Below are 17878 nucleotides of genomic sequence, written 5' to 3'. Positions count from 1 at the left end.
TAAAAACAGTATTTGAGGTGTGCAACATGGAATTTATCAGGCCTGCAGAACTGCGCGAAATTATCGCTCTTCCGCTTTTCAGTGACTTAGTACAGTGTGGTTTCCCGAGCCCCGCGGCTGATTACGTTGAACAGCGTATCGATCTCAATGAGCTTCTTGTTGCTCATCCCAGCTCGACATATTTCGTCAAGGCTGCAGGCGACTCGATGATTGAGGCTGGGATCAGCGACGGCGATCTGCTGGTGGTGGATAGTTCCCGCACTGCTGAGCATGGAGATATCGTTATCGCCGCGGTAGAAGGGGAATTTACAGTTAAGCGGCTGCAGCTGCGCCCGACCGTGCAACTCAATCCTATGAACAGCGCCTACAGCCCGATTGTTGTTGGCAGCGAAGACACGCTGGACGTTTTCGGTGTCGTAACTTTCATCGTTAAATCTGCGAGCTGAATATGTTTGCTCTCTGTGATGTGAATTCGTTCTACGCATCATGCGAGACTGTATTCAGGCCGGACCTGAGAGGGCGGCCGGTTGTCGTTCTCTCAAATAACGATGGTTGCGTGATCGCGCGCAGCGCAGAGGCAAAAGCCGCAGGGATAGCAATGGGCGAGCCTTTCTTCAAGCAAAAGGAGCTTTTCCGGCGCGCTGGCGTTGTTTGCTTCAGCAGCAATTACGAGCTTTACGCTGATATGTCGAATCGGGTGATGACCACGCTGGAGGAGATGAGTCCCAGAGTCGAAATTTACAGTATCGACGAAGCTTTTTGCGATCTTACAGGTGTTCGCAACTGCCGGGACCTTGCAGAGTTCGGCAAAGAAATCCGAGCTACTGTGCTGAAGCGTACGCACCTTACCGTTGGCGTTGGCATTGCCCAGACAAAAACACTCGCCAAGCTGGCAAACCACGCCGCGAAAAAATGGCAGCGCCAGACCGGCGGGGTGGTCGATTTATCCAATATCGATCGGCAACGTAGGTTGCTGGCTATCGTGCCTGTAGAAGATGTGTGGGGCGTCGGCAGGCGCATCAGCAAGAAGCTTAACGCCATGGGCATTAAAAATGCTTTGGACCTCTCTGAACAAAGCACCTGGATTATCCGTAAACACTTTAACGTGGTACTCGAGCGAACGGTCAGGGAGCTGCGTGGCGAGCCATGCCTCGACCTGGAAGAGTTTGCACCAGCAAAGCAGGAAATTGTCTGCAGCAGGTCTTTCGGCGAACGCGTCACCGAGTACGAACAGATGCGCCAGGCTATCTGCAGCTATGCTGCCCGTGGTGCTGAAAAACTGCGGGGCGAACATCAGTACTGCCGTTTTATCTCTGCGTTCGTGAAAACCTCTCCCTTTGCGCTTAACGAGCCGTATTATGGTAACAGTGCGTCCATGAAGCTTCTTACCCCCACTCAGGATTCACGCGACATCATTAACGCCGCGGTAAAGTGCCTGGACAAAATCTGGAAGGATGGCAACAGGTACCAGAAAGCCGGCATTATGCTGGGTGATTTCTTCAGTCAGGGGGTAGCCCAGCTCAACTTGTTCGATGAAAACGCGCCGCGGCCCGGTAGTGATAAACTGATGGAGGTTCTTGATCAACTCAATGCCAGAGACGGCAGAGGAACGCTCTACTTTGCCGGGCAGGGCATTCAGCAACAGTGGCAAATGAAGCGAGAAATGCTGTCGCCTCGATATACGACGAGATATTCAGATCTGCTAAGAGTCCGATAAGTATTCCTGATGTCTTGGTCCGCTTTGTGCCAGGAGCGGACGATCATAGACTTAATCGTAATACTGCGGAATCGTAAAAGCACACATTTAGCAGAGCCAAAACGTCCTTACAGTGATAGTCAGGAGTCCAGAGTGGATACTAAAAAGGTAGGTAAAAGGCTTGTTTTTTATTAAAAAAATGATAATATTTTTAAAGGTCTATAGCTCAGAAGGGTGAGAGCGCACGTTTTTAACGTGAGGTCGCTGGTTCGAGTCCAGCTAGACAAAATACATTTTTTAAAGTGTACTTTGTCTAGTTTATTCGGAGAAGTCGATGACTCAAAGTAATTCAATTCCATCTACGCCCCCTAAAAGTATTTTTTCAATTCAGACTGATAATGTTCGCGCACTTGAAAAAGCTTGGGAGCAAGGTAATCGCCTTTTGAATGAGTCGCTCAGAAGTCAAAATCAAGACGCAATATCTATTCAAACAAAGCTTATGGCTTTGTTATTTTCTTCCTACACTGAAGCTATTTTTTCTAAACTTATACATACTCCACATGCTTTAACACAATCTGAGATAAATTCTTTAAAATCAGAATTTAAAAGTAATTCTTATAAAGGATGGGTTAAGTGCCTAAAAGTAGTAGTGAATAAAATAACCACGAAAGAACAATCATATAAAGATAAAGTTATTGTTGATGTGACTACTCTTCTTCAAAACTATATTAAAGAGCCTAGTGAAGTAAGAAACCGTATGGCTCATGGTCAATGGGTAACTGCTTTAAATAAAGATAACACCAGAATAAACGATGCTCTCAGCACTAAAATTAGAATGCTTGACATCATAACTCTTACTAGATACAAAAATTCCTTCACCTTGTTATCTTTGATAATTGAAGATTTAATAGAATCTCCGAATAAGGCTCACATCAACACATACCAAGACAAAATTAATAAATTCAACCAAGAGCAAATTAAGATGTCCTCTTGGACTTTAGCAGGGCGCATTAATAAGCTAAAGCCAAAACCAAGGCTTTGTGTAAACTGTAAAACACCATTGTCTGGGAATGTTATTGCTTGAAGTATCAAATTGTTAAATGAATTAAAATCAGTCAATAAATAACGACACTGACATAAAATATAGCAAGTCTATCCCAACTAGAACCCAAACGTCTGCTGATCGCTCATTTCAGACGCGTCTGGTCTCTTTTACTTTTCATTGTACCGCCTCGATTAGCTCCGGCCCCTGGTTCTTCACATTACCCACGGCGCGCGTCACGGCGTGCCAGATAAATTTGTCAGCTGGCACAGCACCATCTGCGGCTATCTCCTCAGCTTCTTTCCCGCCTATATCTTGGCGCATCCACTCCCGGGCGGCTTCTGGCGACAAAACAAGTGGCCGACGGTCGTGAATATCTACCAGACCTTTATCTGCTGCCGATGTCACAATGAGAAAACCTTCCGCATCATCGCCGCGTTCAAACGGTGTGCTGCCGATCGCCGCCATAAAAATCGGCTGGCCGTCTGCTCGGTGAATAAAATATGGCTGCTTCTTTTCGCCTTCCTTCTTCCACTCGAACCATCCATCAGCAAAGCAGATTGCCCGGCCATGCTGCCAGAGAGGCTTGAACATCCTGCTGGTGGCCGCCGTCTCGACCCGCGCGTTTATCAATGGTGCTTTATCCCACCACCCTGGCGCGTAAGACCACAGGACCGGATCAAGATGCAGCTGCTCGTCGCGTTCGCTCAGCAGCAGAACTTTGGTTCCAGGCGCCACGTTGTACCGGCCAATAGGTTCCGGATCATACGCAATGTCACGATCGGCTTCATCGGCCAGGTATGCCAGATATTCTTCACGGGTTTGGGCTTGTGCAAAACGTCCACACATAGAAACCTCCAGTCAGTCAGACTGAAAGTATAGGGCAGGGAGAAAAAGTAGCGCGCGTTGGTTAAGTCTTACAAACGGATTCGCGGTGATTATGCTGATGAGAATGAAATGCGTAAAGCGATACGTTGTGAAACTGGAAGGAGCTACGCAAAGTTGCGACAAAGCCAAAAGAGAACGCTAAATCCGGTAGGGGATCCGGGTTCGCTGTGATGACAATATGGAAATTCATTCATTAGTAAGCCACATATCAGACTCTTCAAACATATCCTCCAGCATACGGTTCAATTTTTCACGGTCACTTTTGCTGGCATCACTATTCAATCCGTTAGCCTGCATAGGCTTAACCTTCACTTCAGCATCAGGGAATATGCTATGAACTCGCCTCGTCAGCTCAGCTAAAATAATTTCTCTTGCGCCATCCAAGCCCTGAACATTTCGCTTATCGTAAACCAACTCAACAAACATAACAGTCTCCTTAATCTCTGTGAGAGGAGGTTACATTTTTACTGTAAATACATACAGTGTCAAGTGAGTGATACGGTCTACAGGATGGGTTTTTTTCGTCCAATTGAAGAGAAATTATTGGTGGTTATTCCCCAGTTATTCCCCAATGTTTCCCCACAAGAAAATTACCAATAAAAAAACCAGCCATAAGAGGCTGGTTTTCAATGTGTTTTTGGTCGGCTCGAGAGGATTTGAACCTCCGACCCCCGACATGCCATGTCAGCTATAAGTTAGGCCATTCCCAACGCTTCGGATTCTGTGAGTGAGGTCTGATAGCGCTTTACTGCTTCAGTAAAGGCTTGCGCTGCATCTGCATTTGATACCATGTATTCTTCAGTCACCCCTGTTTGAGAATGGAAGGTAATATTGCCATAAACGCAAATAGGGATTTGGTAGTTGTCTTTAAATCGACGGTCTGGCGAGCCATTCTTATTCGTTTTCGCCCATGTATACCCATCTATGCGTGAATCACTAGGAACACCTTCTTCCTCATGGAATCTTCGATATTCTGAACTGATTTGTAATTCGCGTAAATCAATCAGAGCGAATGCCCCGTCAGCTCGTGGTATGACTGCAACTCCAGGATAAAGCAAAATATCGTCGCCATTCACATTTTCAAACCGCATCGCACGCCCTGTAAACTGAATGAGATCTGTTGAACAGAAATCAAAGGTAACTGGGTGACGATTAACAGACCGGGTTGCCAATGTTCTTTCGGCAAACTGGTCTGTAGCTTTATCGGCAGTAATATCCCATTTTTTAACACTTGATTTTAACATATCGAATGCGCGGACCATTGCTGCATATGCGCGCTGCGAAGTATCACTGCTCTCGAATGTTATGGCTACTTTTGTATTGTCTTCCCAGGATACTAGGCGAGATATCTCAGCTTGCGTTAGGGGGAGCTCTGTCTCAAGTTCAGCGATGCGCCGTTTGTAAAACCAACGGAATAGACTTGATTTGCGACGAACCAGCTCGCTCTTTTGTTTTGATTCTTCAGCAAGAGCCTCTTGTAGATCCGCTTTTATCTCTGCCCTTTGTTCTCGTGCTTTAGCAATCAAATCTCGTATAGGTAAAAGGGAGGAACTTGTCAGGACTTCTACCGAAGCGCTGGAAATTTCATTCATGCCAGCCATGGGCATATATATTTTAGCGTTCGATGGTGTGTTACTTGGGGATGTCTCCGGCACTCCAAAATGAGGTTCTGTGGAGGACGGATTTAATGGATTAGTAACTGAGTGCCCATAATCATAGGGCACGGTGGGTGTAGTATAAGATAAGCCTGTACCCGGTAGTCCTACGGTCGCTCTGAGCCCTTTTTTCCCAACATTGATAGTTGCACCGGGTACACCGATGCTCGCACTTACTCCACGCTTACCAATGTTGAGCCTAACGCCAGGAAACAAAGTAAAGGTTTGTCTGAAACGAAGAGACATAAAGTTATCCCTATGTAGTGTTGTGCACCAAAGTTCAAAATGTTTTTTATATGAACATTGAGCTGATACAAAAGCCTATCCTTAGCTCATCTTCATACCGGCATGATACAGCGGTTTGCTTGTCGGTGAAGTAAAACAAAAAAGCCCGCATAAGCGGGCTTTTTTGTCACTCGGGAGCCGCGGCTCCTTTGCGTATCCTTTTTTGTCTCCTCACCGTCTGGTCGGTGTCCTGCCGAGACTGCTAACTTCCTGATATTGCTAGTGATGTCCTATCACTGTCCAATCATGATTGGTGGAGCTGGCGGGAGTTGAACCCGCGTCCGAAATTTCTACATCCTCGGTACTACATGCTTAGTTTGTCTTTACATTCGCACGCCAGCTGCGGACAGACACGCCACTAACGAACTAGCCTGATTAGTTTTAACGCTTCAACCCCAGGCAGGGCTTCCACGCGATCTCTTTTGGGTTTGACCTCTCTTTGATCCCCGTCTTAAGAGCGGAAGCTAGGGAGAGAGGGCTCAGAGCAGGTTATTAAGCTGCTAAAGCGTAGTTTTCGTCGTTTGCGACTATTTTTTTGCGGCTTTTAACGAGGCAAACCGCCCCTCGGCATGCACCTTGGGTTTCGCAAATCCCGTCGAATCCAGAATCAGCCCCAATAGTGTTGAACTAAGTATACCAGATTTCACTTCCTGGATACCAGCCCGGAACGCTAACTTATTGAATAGTACAATAAGTGTGCAGAATCAACGTCCTGCGTTTTTCATAATGCGCGCTTTATCAAGCTGCCATTCGCGCTCTTTCAGGTCAGTACGTTTGTCGTGCTGTTTTTTACCTTTCGCGACGCCAACTTTCACTTTGCACCATGCGTTTTTCCAGTACAGCGACAGGGCTACCACGGTGAAACCTTCACGGTTGATGCGTCCGTAGAGGGATTCCAGCTCACGCTTGTTCAGCAGCAGCTTGCGGGTGCGCGTTGGGTCACACACGTAGTGTGAGGAGGCGACGGTAAGCGGCGTAAAGTTCGCGCCGAACAGGAAGGCTTCGCCATCTTTCAGGATCACGTAGCTATCGCCGATGTTGGCTTTCCCGGCGCGCAGCGATTTTACTTCCCAGCCCTGCAACGCAAGGCCAGCTTCGAATTCTTCTTCAATGAAATACTCGTGGCGAGCACGCTTGTTGAGCGCAATGGTCGCCGAGCCTGGTTTATGTGCTTTTTTCTTCGTCATAAGTGTCGTAAAGCCGTCGGTAATCTGATTTCAAAAAGTCACCTCATTGCGTCCTGTGAGGTCTAACGCGCTATCTTAGCACGAGATGAGGCTTAGCGTTTTTTTAACAGGTGATAAATGTTATTATTTGTCCGTTGTGTGACCATGGGAAATGCTATGCCTCAGATTAGCCGTACTGCGCTCGTGCCTTACAGCGCGGAACAAATGTATCAGTTAGTGAACGATGTTCAGTCTTATCCAGAATTTATTCCGGGATGCACCGGGAGCCGCATTCTGGAGTCCGGCCCGACGCAGATGACCGCGGCGGTGGATGTCTCCAAAGCGGGGATCAGCAAGACGTTCACCACCCGCAATACGCTGACCAGCAATCAGAGTATTTTGATGCATCTGGTGGATGGTCCGTTTAAAACCCTGATGGGGGGCTGGAAGTTTACGCCGCTGAGTGCTGACGCCTGTCGCATCGAGTTCCAGCTGGACTTTGAATTTACCAATAAGCTGATTGAGCTGGCGTTTGGCCGCATCTTTAAAGAGCTGGCTTCGAATATGGTTCAGGCGTTCACCACCCGCGCCAAAGAGGTTTACAGTGTCGCATAAGATTGCTGTAGAAGTGGTCTACGCGCTGCCGGAGAAGCAGTATCTGCAGCGCGTGACGCTGGAAGAGGGGGCAACCGTTGAGGCGGCTATCCGCGCGTCCGGCATCCTCGAACTTCGCAGCGATATTGACCTGGCGAAAAATAAGGTCGGGATTTATAGCCGTCCGGTGAAGCTGGGTGATGTGCTGAAAGAGGGCGACCGAGTGGAGATTTATCGTCCGCTGATTGCCGACCCGAAAGAGCTGCGTCGTCAGCGTGCGGAGAAAGCGGGTAAGTAGCGTGTTTTCCCCTCACCCTGACCCTCTCCCCACAGGGGCGAGGGGATAAAAGAAAAACAAAAAGGTGCTCAATGAGCACCTTTTTGCATTTCTGATTACTTGGTCAGGGCAGGCTTGTTGTCGATGTTGGTCAACACACCGGCGCTGCTGAAGGTCAGCGTCAGGGTCTGCTGGGTCGCATCTTCGTGGCCCGGCTTCTGACGGAATACATAGAACCAGGTGTTAGTGCCGAACGGATCGGACATCATCGGGGTTCCCAGTGCATAAGCGACCTGCTGTTGTGTCATCCCCACACGGATTTTGGACACATCGTTAGGGGTAAGGTAGTTCCCCTGATTGATGTCAGGACGGTAAACCACTTTCTCCAGAGTGGAACAGCCTGCGGTCAACATCAGAAGAACCGCTGCGGCAGCGGTCAGCATTTTACAACGCATAGTGATTTGATTCCTTTTCGGGCCCGAGCAGAACGCGGCTCATATGTAATATGCCGATGATAATAGACCTTGCCCCACTTTGAAACCGGTCTGGCGGCGTTTTTGTTGTTCTGTATGACCCTGAGATCCCGAAAAAGTTTATGCCGCCAGCAGTTCTTTCGCGTTCGCGAGCGTATTACGGGTGACTTCGCTGCCGCCGAGCAGGCGAGCCAGCTCCTGCAGACGCGCACGTTTATCCAGCGGCTTCATATGCGTTTCGGTCATTTCACCGTCGGTTTCTTTGCTGACGATAAAGTGATGATGACCACAGCCCGCGACCTGCGGCAGGTGAGTCACACACATCACCTGCGTTGATTCGCCTAGCTGGCGCAGCAGTTTACCCACCACCGCCGCCGTTGGGCCGCTGATACCGACATCCACTTCATCGAAAATCAGCGCCGGGGTTTCCATTTTACGCGCGGTAATCACCTGAATCGCCAGTGCAATACGCGACAGTTCACCGCCGGATGCCACTTTGGAGATAGCCTGCAACGGCTGCCCCGGGTTGGTAGTGACGCGGAACTCGATGCGGTCCGCACCTTCTGCCGTCAGGTGGTTCTCTTCAAAGCGAACATCGATGGTGAAGATACCGTGCGGCATCGCCAGCGTGTGCATGCTGTCGGTGATGTGCTGGCTTAGCTCCTGAGCGTAATGCTGACGGATTTCATGCAGCTTTTGCGCTGTCGCCAGCGCCTGTTCATGGTGCAGGTTCACCGCGAGAGAGAGGGTCTCCTGCGAGTCAGCCTGATCGTCAAGCTGCTGCTGTTCTTCCAGCAGAGACTGATAGAATTCTGGCAGCTCTTCCGGCGTGACGTGGTGCTTGCGCGCCAGTGAAATTTGACGGGAAATGCGCTGCTCCAGCTCAAACAGACGGTTCGGATCGAGATCCAGACGTTCACAGTAGTGGCGCAGTTCGTCACTGGCTTCGGAGATCTGAATCGCCGCTTCTTCCAGCATATCCAGGACGCCTGAAAGCTTGCTGTCCATGCCGACCAGTTCGGTAATGAGCTGGCGGACGTTATACAGCTGCCCTTGTAGGTTCACGTCTTCACCATCCGCCAGCAGGTTGAGCGCATTCTGGCTGGTTGAGAGCAGGTGACCGCTGTTCGCCAGGCGCTTGTACTCTTCGTCGATTTGCTCAAACTCACCCGGCTGCGGGTTGAATTCGTTCAGCTCTTTAAGCTGGTACGCAAGCAGCTCCGCACGTGCGGCGCGCTCCTGGCTTTGCTGCTGGTGCTGGGCAAGTTCACGGCAGCTCTGATGCCACTGGCGATAGTGTTCCGCCATAAGCTGAGTAAGCGCGTACTCACCCGCGTAGCCATCGAGCAGCGCTTTCTGCTGTTCAGGTTTGACGAGTTGCTGATGCGCGTGCTGACCGTGGATCTGGATAAGCAGCTGGCCGAGTTCGCGAAGCTGGGAGAGCGGGACCGCCGTGCCGTTGATAAAGCCACGTGAACGACCGTCGCTGCTGATCACGCGGCGAAGTAAACACTCACGTCCATCTTCAAGCTGGTTTTGCTCCAGCCAGCGCTGGGCTGCAGGGGTGTCTTTCAGGGAGAAGCGGGCGCACAGATCGGCACGGTTTGCGCCCATGCGCACCATGTCGCCCTCTGCGCGGCCGCCAAGGCACAAGCCGAGGGCATCAATGGCAATGGATTTACCTGCACCGGTTTCCCCGGTGATCGCCGTCATGCCGCTGTGGAAATCGATCTCAAGCTCACGAACAATGGCAAAGTTGCTGATGGTCAGTTGTGCCAGCATAATTGTTTTCCTGTATGAAAAACCATAACTGTGTTTTCATACAGTATAAACTGGTTTTTTATACAGTAAAGTACTGGATGCAAAATCAGAACAATTTTTTTGACCAGCCAAGCTTCGAGCTTAATGTGTTGAAATAGCTGTAATCTTTCGGGTGAATCAGATTAAGGTGGTAATCACACCGACGAATGAGAACATCTTCACCTTCCTGGATCGGTAGCGCTATCTGGCTGTCGCAGCTGATCTCCAGGTCGTTACGGCGGTGCGAGAAGCGCAGACGTATCGTGCTGTCGCCGTTGATGACCAGCGGACGGGCGGAGAGCGTGTGCGGGAACATCGGCACCAGGGTAATGGCATCCAGCGAGGGCGTCAGGATCGGGCCACCGGCAGAAAGCGAGTAGGCGGTTGAGCCTGTCGGAGTGGAGATAATCAGCCCGTCGGAACGCTGGGAGAAAGCAAAGATTTCGTCGATATAAACTTCGAACTCGATCATGTGCGCCACTTTTCCGGGGTGAAGAACCACCTCGTTAATCGCGGTGCTGATGCGCTTCTGGCAGTCCTGCTGGCACACCTGCGCTTCCAGTAAAAAGCGTTTTTCGCTGATATAGTGCCCTTCCAGCACGTCAGCCAGCTGCTGCTGCGCATTGTCCGGGTCGAGATCGGTTAAAAAGCCGAGATTGCCACGGTTGATGCCGATGACCTTAATGTCATAACGCGCCAGCGTGCGGGCCGCGCCGAGCATGTTGCCGTCGCCGCCCACCACCACGGCGAGATCGGCCTGTTGGCCAATTTCCGCCAGCGTGCCGGTTTTGACGCTCTTCAGCTGCAGCTCCTGCGCAATCTGCTGCTCGACCATCACTTCATAGCCTTTGCTACACAACCAGCGATACAACATTTCATGTGTCGTTAGTGCGGTAGGGTGACGCGGATGCCCGACGATCCCAATACACCTGAAATGATTATTCATTTTCTGGAGGTCCTTGTGCCTGATGAATGATGACAATCTGTCTTGTTCCCTTGAATCCCGGAAACTGATCCCCATAATAAGCGAAGTTAGCGAGATGAATGCAGAAAAACGCGGAGAAATTCATGAGTAGTAAAGAACAGAAAACGCCTGAGGGGCAAGCCCCTGAAGAAATTATCACGGAACAGCATGATGAAGTTGAGGCTGTAGAGCCAGACGCATCTGCTGAGCAGGTGGACCCGCGCGATGAAAAAATTGCGAATCTGGAAGCCCAACTGGTAGAAGCGCAGAATCGCGAACGCGATGGTGTTCTGCGCATCAAGGCGGAAATGGAAAACCTGCGTCGCCGTACCGAGCAGGACGTTGAGAAGGCGCATAAATTTGCGCTGGAGAAATTCGTCAACGAACTGCTGCCGGTAATTGATAGCCTCGATCGCGCGCTGGAAGTGGCTGACAAAGCGAATCCGGACAACGCGGCGATGATCGAAGGTATCGAGCTGACGCTGAAATCCATGCTCGACGTGGTGCGTAAGTTTGGCGTGGAAGTGATTGCCGACACCGACGTACCGCTGGATCCAAACGTTCACCAGGCGATTGCGATGGTGGAGTCCGAAGAGGTGGAAGCCGGTAAGGTGCTGGGCGTGATGCAGAAAGGTTACACCCTGAACGGGCGTACCATTCGCGCGGCGATGGTGACCGTGGCGAAAGCGAAAGCATAATTCGCTATCCGTAGTGCCGGGTGGCGGCGTTCGCCTCACCCGGCCTACAGCCTTACTCCGCGATGCTTTCGCGCAGGGGTTTAACGGGCAGGACTTTCACCTGCTTAATCATATTGTCCTGCACGTCCAGGATATCAATATCGTACTGCTCAATGCGCACCCGCGTGCCCGCCGCCGGGATCTCTTCCAGCGCTTCCAGAATCATCCCGTTAATCGTGCGAGCCTCATCTTCCGGCAAATGCCAGTTAAAGGCTTTGTTGAGTTCACGAATGTTCGCGCTACCGTCAATCAGCACCGAGCCGTCGTTTTGCGGGGTGACCTCTTCCGCGAGGGAAGGCGACATTGACGTGGTAAAGTCTCCGACAATCTCTTCCAGAATATCTTCGACCGTCACCAGCCCCTGAATGTCGCCGTACTCATTGACTACCAGGCCGACCTTCTTCTTGTTGCGCTGGAATTTCACCAGCTGCGTGCTGAGCGGGGTTCCTTCCGGCACGTAGTAAATCTCGTCGGCGGCGCGCAGCATCACTTCTTTGGTGAACTCTTTTTTCTCGGTCATCAGACGGTAGGCTTCGCGCACGCGCAGCATGCTGATGGCGTCATCCAGCGAGTCGCGGTAAAGCACAATACGCCCGTGCGGGGAGTGCGTCAGCTGGCGGACGATGGCTTTCCAGTCGTCATTGATGTCGATACCGACGATTTCATTACGCGGCACCATGATGTCGTTCACGCTCACCTTTTCCAGATCCAGCACCGACAGGAGCATGTCCTGATTGCGCCGGGAGATCTGCGAGCGGGATTCATTCACGATGGTGCGCAGCTCCTCTTTGCTGAGCGCGCTGCTGATGGTGACATCGGCTTTGATTCCCACCATCCGCATCAGTACGCGCGTCACCATGTTCAGCAGCCAGACCAGGGGCATCATCAGGATCTGCAGCGGTGCCAGCAGGAAGCTGCTCGGGTAAGCGACTTTCTCCGGGTAAAGCGCGGCGATGGTTTTCGGCAGCACTTCGGCAAACACCAGCACCACGAACGTCAGCACGCCGGTGGCAATCGCCACCCCGGCGTTGCCGTACAGGCGCATCCCGACGATAGTGCCGAGGGCTGAGGCAAGAATGTTGACAAGGTTGTTGCCGATGAGCACCAGGCTTATCAGGCGATCCGGCTTGCGGAGCAGTTTTTCAACGCGGCGCGCGGCACGATTACCCTGTTTAGCACGATGACGTAACCGGTAGCGGTTTAGGGTCATCATGCCGGTTTCCGAGCCGGAGAAATAGGCGGAGATGACCACCATGACGATCAGGATAACGATCAGCGTGGTGGTAGAGATGTGTTCCAGGGGGAACTCCTTTTGTTACTTAGCCAGCAAATTGCTGTATGAAGCGGCTGCCAAAATAGGCAAGGGTGAGAATGCCCGCACCCGCGACGTTGAACCAGACCACGCGACGACCGCGCCAGCCTTCATGATAATGGCCCCATAACAGGACAATATAGACAAACCACGCGATGATAGAGAGCACCGCTTTATCGATATTCTCCACGCTGAACAGGTTCTTCATGTAAAACAGGCCCGTGCAGAGCGTGAGCGTCAGCAGCACCACACCCACCTGGGTGATGTGAAACATCTTTCGCTCAATGACCATCAGCGGCGGCATTTCATGGTTAAACGCCAGCTTTTTGTTTTTCAGCTGGTAGTCAATCCAGGCGAGCTGCATGGCGTAAAGCGCGGCGATAATCAGCGTCGCGTAGGCAAAGAGCGACAGGCCGATATGCACCAGCATCCCCGGCGTCGCCTCCAGATGCGTAATGAACTCATTAGGCATAAAGGTGGCGAGGGCCAGATTGATCAGCGCGAAGGTATAGACAATCGGCAGCAGCAGCCAGCCGCGATTTTTAGACGCGACGATGGTCATTACCGTACAGATCATCAGGCTGACCAGCGAGCCGACGTTGAGGACGCTCAGGTTTTGCACGCTGCCGTCGCCGGGGATAATGCGTGATTCCAGCGCAAAGGCGTGGCTAATCAGTGCGATCACCGCCGAAAGAATAGCCATGCGCCGCCAGCCGCTGTTTTTTTGCAGCAGTCCGGGAATAATCAGCGCGAGGCTGACAGAGTAGGCAACAAGGGCGATCAGTGCGAAAACAGGCATATAGGCATCGACAGTTGTCTTAATAAGAAAGAGAAGCAGTATAACGTTACGTGACGCCTGCTCCAACCGTTGCATAACAACAAAGGCGCCTTCATGTTATACTCCGGCAAAATTCTGTGTATGTGTCGCTCAATGCGGCCCAACGTTTCTACTCAGGCGAGAGACAATGTTTGATAATTTAACCGATCGTTTGTCGCGCACGCTGCGCAACATCAGCGGCCGCGGACGCCTTACTGAAGAGAACATCAAGGAAACGCTGCGTGAAGTGCGCATGGCGCTGCTGGAAGCAGACGTGGCGTTGCCGGTTGTTCGTGATTTTATCAACCGCGTAAAAGAGAAGGCGGTTGGTCATGAAGTTAACAAGAGCCTGACCCCGGGTCAGGAGTTCGTCAAAATCGTTCGTAATGAACTGGTTTCGGCGATGGGCGAAGAGAACCAGGTGCTTAACCTGGCGGCTCAGCCGCCGGCCGTGGTGCTGATGGCGGGCCTGCAGGGTGCAGGTAAAACGACCAGCGTCGGTAAGCTGGGTAAATTCCTGCGTGAAAAGCACAAGAAGAAAGTGCTGGTGGTCTCTGCGGACGTCTATCGCCCGGCGGCGATCAAACAGCTGGAAACCCTGGCTGAGCAGGTCGGCGTAGATTTCTTCCCGTCCGACGTGGCGCAGAAGCCTGTCGACATCGTTAACGCGGCGCTGAAAGAAGCGAAGCTGAAATTCTACGACGTGCTGCTGGTGGATACCGCCGGTCGTCTGCACGTTGACGAAGCGATGATGGACGAGATCAAGCAGGTGCATGCCTCTATCAACCCGGTAGAGACCCTGTTCGTTGTCGATGCCATGACCGGTCAGGATGCGGCGAATACCGCAAAAGCGTTTAACGAAGCGCTGCCGTTAACCGGCGTGGTGCTGACCAAAGTGGACGGTGACGCCCGCGGCGGTGCGGCGCTCTCCATTCGTCACATCACCGGTAAGCCGATTAAATTCCTCGGGGTGGGCGAGAAAACTGAAGCGCTCGAGCCGTTCCACCCGGATCGTATTGCCTCCCGTATCCTCGGCATGGGCGACGTGCTGTCGCTGATCGAAGATATCGAGAGCAAGGTTGACCGCGCGCAGGCCGAGAAGCTGGCCAGCAAGCTGAAAAAAGGTGACGGTTTCGATCTCACCGATTTCCTTGAGCAGCTGCGTCAGATGAAAAATATGGGCGGCATGGCCAGCCTGATGGGCAAACTGCCGGGCATGGGCCAGATCCCTGACAACGTGAAAGCGCAGATGGATGACAAGGTGCTGGTGCGTATGGAGGCGATCATCAACTCGATGACCCTCAAGGAGCGCGCTAACCCGGATATCATCAAAGGTTCCCGTAAACGCCGTATCGCAGCCGGTTGCGGCATGCAGGTGCAGGACGTTAACCGCCTTCTGAAACAGTTCGACGACATGCAGCGCATGATGAAGAAAATGAAGAAAGGCGGCATGGCGAAGATGATGCGCGGCATGAAAGGCATGATGCCCCCCGGTTTTCCAGGGCGTTAATCGCTTTTGAGATTGCTTTTTGCCCGAAAATGAGTAAAATTTTCGGGCTTTTAATATGACACCCGGGCTCCGTTCCTCGATGGGGCCCGGTTGTTTTATTCACACAAGAGGATGTTATGGTAACTATTCGTTTAGCTCGTCACGGCGCTAAAAAGCGTCCGTTCTACCAGGTTGTTGTGACTGACAGCCGTAATGCACGCAACGGTCGCTTCATCGAGCGCGTTGGTTTCTTCAACCCACTGGCCGCTGGCGCAGAAGAAGAAACTCGTCTGGATCTGGATCGTATCGCTCACTGGGTTGGCCAGGGCGCTACTGTTTCCGATCGCGTTGCTACGCTGATCAAAGCAGCAAACAAAGCAGCTTAATCTGTCACGGTGGTCATGATGAGCAATAAAGCACCTGTTGAACCGATCGTATTGGGAAAAATGGGTTCTTGCTACGGTATCCGTGGTTGGCTCAGAGTGTTTTCCTCCACTGAAGACGCTGATAGCATTTTTGATTACCAGCCCTGGTTTATCCAGAAAGGCGGTAAGTGGGAAGAGGTCGAGCTGGAAAGCTGGCGTCACCACAATCAGGACATCATCATCAAGCTGAAAGGCGTTGACGATCGTGATGCTGCGAATGCGCTGACTAATTGTGAAATTGTCGTGGATTCGTCGCAGTTGCCACAGCTGGAAGAGGGCGACTACTACTGGAAAGACCTTATGGGTTGCCAGGTAGTCACTACCGAAGGCTACAGCCTGGGGAAAGTCATCGATATGATGGAAACCGGGTCAAATGACGTTCTCGTCATTAAGGCAAACCTGAAAGATGCATTTGGCATCAAGGAGCGGTTGGTTCCGTTCCTCGATGGACAGGTTATCAAGAAAGTCGATCTCACTACTCAAACCATTGAAGTAGATTGGGATCCTGGTTTTTAAATTCTCCGGATAAACGGTAAAAGACGGCGCTATGTGGATTGGCATAATTAGCCTGTTTCCTGAAATGTTCCGCGCGATTACCGATTACGGGGTAACTGGCCGGGCAGTAAAGAATGGCCTGCTGAGCATCCAGAGCTGGAGTCCTCGTGACTTTACTCATGACCGGCACCGTACCGTGGACGATCGTCCTTACGGCGGCGGACCGGGGATGCTAATGATGGTGCAACCCTTACGGGACGCCATTCACACAGCAAAAGCCGCGGCAGGTGAAGGCGCAAAGGTGATTTATCTTTCACCTCAGGGACGCAAGCTTGATCAAGCGGGCGTGAGCGAACTGGCGACGAATCAAAAGCTGATTCTGGTCTGTGGGCGCTACGAAGGGATAGATGAGCGCGTAATTCAAACCGAGATTGACGAAGAATGGTCTATCGGGGATTACGTTCTCAGCGGTGGTGAGTTACCCGCAATGACGCTGATTGACTCCGTCGCCCGGTTCATTCCGGGGGTTCTGGGCCATGAAGCTTCGGCAACGGAAGATTCCTTTGCCGATGGGTTGCTGGACTGTCCACACTATACTCGTCCTGAAGTGTTAGAAGGGATGGAAGTACCGGCAGTGTTACTGTCTGGAAACCATGCCGAGATACGTCGCTGGCGTTTGAAGCAGTCGCTGGGCCGAACCTGGCTTAGAAGACCTGAACTTCTGGAAAACCTGGCTCTGACTGAAGAGCAAGCAAAGTTGCTGGCCGAGTTCAAAACAGAACACGCGCACCAGCAGCATGAACATGATGGGAATGCGTAATACGCTCCCGAATATCAGTTTACCCAGGATAAGAGATTAAATTATGAGCAACATTATTAAGCAACTTGAACAAGAGCAGATGAAGCAGGACGTACCTTCCTTCCGTCCAGGTGACACCGTGGAAGTGAAAGTATGGGTTGTTGAAGGTTCCAAAAAACGTCTGCAGGCATTCGAGGGCGTGGTTATCGCTATTCGTAACCGCGGTCTGCACTCTGCATTCACTGTTCGTAAAATTTCCAACGGCGAAGGCGTTGAGCGTGTCTTCCAGACTCACTCTCCGGTAGTTGACAGCATTGCTGTTAAACGTCGTGGTGCTGTACGTAAAGCTAAACTGTACTACCTGCGTGAGCGTACTGGTAAGTCTGCTCGTATTAAAGAGCGTCTGAACTAAGATTCGCTTAAGCGACATCCTGTTAGAAAGGGCTGGCCGAAAGGCTGGCCCTTTTTTTATCCCTGCGCATTTCTTACGTTAACCCTTTTGTCATAAATCATTTACAATGCTTGCCTCTTGAATGGAGGGGAAGTGGATAACGTACTGCATCAGACTAACCGGAAACGCGCAGCGGCCTTGACCGCGCTGTTTGCGATCCTGCTGATCGTGGTAGCGCCGCTTATCTCCGTCTCCTTGCAGAAAGATCCCATGAGCGCCATGCCGGGCATGCATCATGACATGAGCATGATGTCGATGGACGAGCATCACGGCGATATGCCGCACACGATGCCTGTCGACCATGCTGAAGCGTGCGGCTACTGCGTACTGTTAGCGCATGTTCCTGGCGTGATGCTGGCGCTGATCGTCCTGCTCAGCGCGGTGCTGCAGAGGCTTCGCGTTAAGCCGCCGCGCCAGGCGGTCAGTCACTGGCACTTTTTCCCCTGGCTTTACCCTGATACCCGCGCGCCGCCGCGGCAGTCTGCTTTTTCCCTTTAAAAAATAAATCAATAA

General features: G+C 51.6%; 21 protein-coding genes and 1 other RNA gene. 12 read left to right on the top strand and 10 right to left on the bottom strand.

Annotated features, from left to right (window positions below; genetic code table 11):
• Positions 1 to 26 precede the first annotated feature (26 nt).
• The 3 genes from ACOTZC_RS08875 (at position 27) to ACOTZC_RS08865 (ending at position 2780) form a co-directional block, all read left to right on the top strand.
• The gene (locus ACOTZC_RS08875; RefSeq protein WP_042719076.1) at positions 27 to 446 is read left to right on the top strand and encodes a translesion error-prone DNA polymerase V autoproteolytic subunit; all 420 of its coding nucleotides are present in this window, start codon (positions 27 to 29) and stop codon (positions 444 to 446) included.
• 2 nt (positions 447 to 448) lie between these two features.
• Positions 449 to 1717: a Y-family DNA polymerase gene (locus tag ACOTZC_RS08870; RefSeq protein WP_252050810.1), complete on the top strand. Its 1269-nt coding sequence runs from the start codon at positions 449 to 451 to the stop codon at positions 1715 to 1717.
• 313 nt (positions 1718 to 2030) lie between these two features.
• The gene (locus ACOTZC_RS08865) at positions 2031 to 2780 is read left to right on the top strand and encodes a hypothetical protein (RefSeq protein WP_252050809.1); all 750 of its coding nucleotides are present in this window, start codon (positions 2031 to 2033) and stop codon (positions 2778 to 2780) included.
• A 135-nt stretch (positions 2781 to 2915) separates the two neighbouring features.
• On the opposite strand, the gene ACOTZC_RS08860 is transcribed toward ACOTZC_RS08865, so the two are convergent.
• The 5 genes from ACOTZC_RS08860 to smpB form a co-directional block, all read right to left on the bottom strand.
• Entirely contained in the window at positions 2916 to 3587 is a 672-nt protein-coding gene (locus ACOTZC_RS08860) for an SOS response-associated peptidase (RefSeq protein ID WP_135346170.1), read from the bottom strand.
• A gap of 225 nt (positions 3588 to 3812) precedes the next feature.
• The gene (locus ACOTZC_RS08855) at positions 3813 to 4052 is read right to left on the bottom strand and encodes a DinI family protein (RefSeq protein WP_063157299.1); all 240 of its coding nucleotides are present in this window, start codon (positions 4050 to 4052) and stop codon (positions 3813 to 3815) included.
• A 269-nt stretch (positions 4053 to 4321) separates the two neighbouring features.
• Positions 4322 to 5527 (bottom strand): DUF4236 domain-containing protein, encoded by a 1206-nt coding sequence (locus tag ACOTZC_RS08850; protein ID WP_252050807.1) that lies wholly within the window; start codon positions 5525 to 5527, stop codon positions 4322 to 4324.
• A 290-nt stretch (positions 5528 to 5817) separates the two neighbouring features.
• Positions 5818 to 6181: a transfer-messenger RNA gene (gene ssrA / locus ACOTZC_RS08845) on the bottom strand.
• A gap of 89 nt (positions 6182 to 6270) precedes the next feature.
• Complete coding sequence (gene smpB / locus ACOTZC_RS08840; protein WP_008502505.1) at positions 6271 to 6753, bottom strand: SsrA-binding protein SmpB; 483 nt, start codon at positions 6751 to 6753, stop codon at positions 6271 to 6273.
• Between the two features lie 156 nt (positions 6754 to 6909).
• Between smpB and ACOTZC_RS08835 the strand changes: the two genes are divergently transcribed.
• On the top strand, positions 6910 to 7347 hold the full coding sequence (locus ACOTZC_RS08835; protein WP_197671921.1) for a type II toxin-antitoxin system RatA family toxin: 438 nt from the start codon (positions 6910 to 6912) through the stop codon (positions 7345 to 7347).
• Complete coding sequence (locus ACOTZC_RS08830) at positions 7337 to 7624, top strand: RnfH family protein (RefSeq protein ID WP_023308884.1); 288 nt, start codon at positions 7337 to 7339, stop codon at positions 7622 to 7624. Before ACOTZC_RS08835 ends, ACOTZC_RS08830 begins: the two co-directional genes overlap by 11 nt.
• A 95-nt stretch (positions 7625 to 7719) precedes the next feature.
• On the opposite strand, the gene bamE is transcribed toward ACOTZC_RS08830, so the two are convergent.
• From bamE to nadK, 3 genes are all read right to left on the bottom strand, one after another.
• Positions 7720 to 8058: an outer membrane protein assembly factor BamE gene (bamE, locus tag ACOTZC_RS08825; protein ID WP_008502502.1), complete on the bottom strand. Its 339-nt coding sequence runs from the start codon at positions 8056 to 8058 to the stop codon at positions 7720 to 7722.
• Positions 8059 to 8196: 138 nt separating this feature from the next.
• Positions 8197 to 9858 carry a DNA repair protein RecN gene (gene recN / locus ACOTZC_RS08820; protein WP_126302998.1) on the bottom strand — a complete coding sequence of 554 codons (1662 nt, stop codon included), beginning with the start codon at positions 9856 to 9858 and terminating at the stop codon, positions 8197 to 8199.
• 85 nt (positions 9859 to 9943) lie between these two features.
• A complete protein-coding gene (gene nadK, locus ACOTZC_RS08815; protein WP_008502500.1) occupies positions 9944 to 10822 on the bottom strand; it encodes an NAD(+) kinase in 879 nt (292 codons plus the stop codon).
• Between the two features lie 122 nt (positions 10823 to 10944).
• Between nadK and grpE the strand changes: the two genes are divergently transcribed.
• Positions 10945 to 11538 (top strand): nucleotide exchange factor GrpE, encoded by a 594-nt coding sequence (gene grpE, locus ACOTZC_RS08810; protein ID WP_023308880.1) that lies wholly within the window; start codon positions 10945 to 10947, stop codon positions 11536 to 11538.
• A gap of 52 nt (positions 11539 to 11590) precedes the next feature.
• Here grpE and ACOTZC_RS08805 read toward each other — a convergent pair whose 3' ends face one another.
• A complete protein-coding gene (locus ACOTZC_RS08805; RefSeq protein WP_025759264.1) occupies positions 11591 to 12877 on the bottom strand; it encodes an HlyC/CorC family transporter in 1287 nt (428 codons plus the stop codon).
• Positions 12878 to 12896: 19 nt separating this feature from the next.
• Positions 12897 to 13688, bottom strand: a complete 792-nt coding sequence (locus ACOTZC_RS08800; RefSeq protein ID WP_032623031.1) for a cytochrome C assembly family protein — start codon at positions 13686 to 13688, stop codon at positions 12897 to 12899.
• 166 nt (positions 13689 to 13854) lie between these two features.
• Between ACOTZC_RS08800 and ffh the strand changes: the two genes are divergently transcribed.
• The 6 genes from ffh (at position 13855) to ACOTZC_RS08770 (ending at position 17863) form a co-directional block, all read left to right on the top strand.
• On the top strand, positions 13855 to 15216 hold the full coding sequence (ffh, locus tag ACOTZC_RS08795; RefSeq protein WP_014884878.1) for a signal recognition particle protein: 1362 nt from the start codon (positions 13855 to 13857) through the stop codon (positions 15214 to 15216).
• Positions 15217 to 15332: 116 nt separating this feature from the next.
• Positions 15333 to 15581, top strand: coding sequence for a 30S ribosomal protein S16 (gene rpsP, locus ACOTZC_RS08790; RefSeq protein WP_003863133.1), 249 nt, complete (start codon positions 15333 to 15335; stop codon positions 15579 to 15581).
• 15 nt (positions 15582 to 15596) lie between these two features.
• Entirely contained in the window at positions 15597 to 16136 is a 540-nt protein-coding gene (rimM, locus tag ACOTZC_RS08785) for a ribosome maturation factor RimM (protein WP_029741020.1), read from the top strand.
• A 31-nt stretch (positions 16137 to 16167) separates the two neighbouring features.
• Positions 16168 to 16935, top strand: coding sequence for a tRNA (guanosine(37)-N1)-methyltransferase TrmD (gene trmD / locus ACOTZC_RS08780; protein WP_014832949.1), 768 nt, complete (start codon positions 16168 to 16170; stop codon positions 16933 to 16935).
• 43 nt (positions 16936 to 16978) lie between these two features.
• On the top strand, positions 16979 to 17326 hold the full coding sequence (gene rplS, locus ACOTZC_RS08775) for a 50S ribosomal protein L19 (protein WP_002914145.1): 348 nt from the start codon (positions 16979 to 16981) through the stop codon (positions 17324 to 17326).
• Between the two features lie 132 nt (positions 17327 to 17458).
• Positions 17459 to 17863 (top strand): DUF2946 domain-containing protein, encoded by a 405-nt coding sequence (locus ACOTZC_RS08770; RefSeq protein ID WP_047174751.1) that lies wholly within the window; start codon positions 17459 to 17461, stop codon positions 17861 to 17863.
• Positions 17864 to 17878: the final 15 nt, after the last annotated feature.

Source organism: Enterobacter cloacae complex sp. SHL009 (assembly GCF_049237205.1).
Lineage (GTDB): Bacteria > Pseudomonadota > Gammaproteobacteria > Enterobacterales > Enterobacteriaceae > Enterobacter > Enterobacter cloacae_M.
This window is presented reverse-complemented; position numbering and strand designations above follow the sequence as displayed.

Coding starts and splice junctions, on each gene's coding strand:
- ACOTZC_RS08875 (WP_042719076.1), top strand. CDS start 27: ATGGAATTTATCAGGCCTGCAGAACTGCGCGAAATTATCGCTCTTCCG.
- ACOTZC_RS08870 (WP_252050810.1), top strand. CDS start 449: ATGTTTGCTCTCTGTGATGTGAATTCGTTCTACGCATCATGCGAGACT.
- ACOTZC_RS08865 (WP_252050809.1), top strand. CDS start 2,031: ATGACTCAAAGTAATTCAATTCCATCTACGCCCCCTAAAAGTATTTTT.
- ACOTZC_RS08860 (WP_135346170.1), bottom strand. CDS start 3,587: ATGTGTGGACGTTTTGCACAAGCCCAAACCCGTGAAGAATATCTGGCA.
- ACOTZC_RS08855 (WP_063157299.1), bottom strand. CDS start 4,052: ATGTTTGTTGAGTTGGTTTACGATAAGCGAAATGTTCAGGGCTTGGAT.
- ACOTZC_RS08850 (WP_252050807.1), bottom strand. CDS start 5,527: ATGTCTCTTCGTTTCAGACAAACCTTTACTTTGTTTCCTGGCGTTAGG.
- smpB (WP_008502505.1), bottom strand. CDS start 6,753: ATGACGAAGAAAAAAGCACATAAACCAGGCTCGGCGACCATTGCGCTC.
- ACOTZC_RS08835 (WP_197671921.1), top strand. CDS start 6,910: ATGCCTCAGATTAGCCGTACTGCGCTCGTGCCTTACAGCGCGGAACAA.
- bamE (WP_008502502.1), bottom strand. CDS start 8,058: ATGCGTTGTAAAATGCTGACCGCTGCCGCAGCGGTTCTTCTGATGTTG.
- recN (WP_126302998.1), bottom strand. CDS start 9,858: ATGCTGGCACAACTGACCATCAGCAACTTTGCCATTGTTCGTGAGCTT.
- nadK (WP_008502500.1), bottom strand. CDS start 10,822: ATGAATAATCATTTCAGGTGTATTGGGATCGTCGGGCATCCGCGTCAC.
- grpE (WP_023308880.1), top strand. CDS start 10,945: ATGAGTAGTAAAGAACAGAAAACGCCTGAGGGGCAAGCCCCTGAAGAA.
- ACOTZC_RS08800 (WP_032623031.1), bottom strand. CDS start 13,688: ATGCCTGTTTTCGCACTGATCGCCCTTGTTGCCTACTCTGTCAGCCTC.
- ffh (WP_014884878.1), top strand. CDS start 13,855: ATGTTTGATAATTTAACCGATCGTTTGTCGCGCACGCTGCGCAACATC.
- rpsP (WP_003863133.1), top strand. CDS start 15,333: ATGGTAACTATTCGTTTAGCTCGTCACGGCGCTAAAAAGCGTCCGTTC.
- rimM (WP_029741020.1), top strand. CDS start 15,597: ATGATGAGCAATAAAGCACCTGTTGAACCGATCGTATTGGGAAAAATG.
- trmD (WP_014832949.1), top strand. CDS start 16,168: ATGTGGATTGGCATAATTAGCCTGTTTCCTGAAATGTTCCGCGCGATT.
- rplS (WP_002914145.1), top strand. CDS start 16,979: ATGAGCAACATTATTAAGCAACTTGAACAAGAGCAGATGAAGCAGGAC.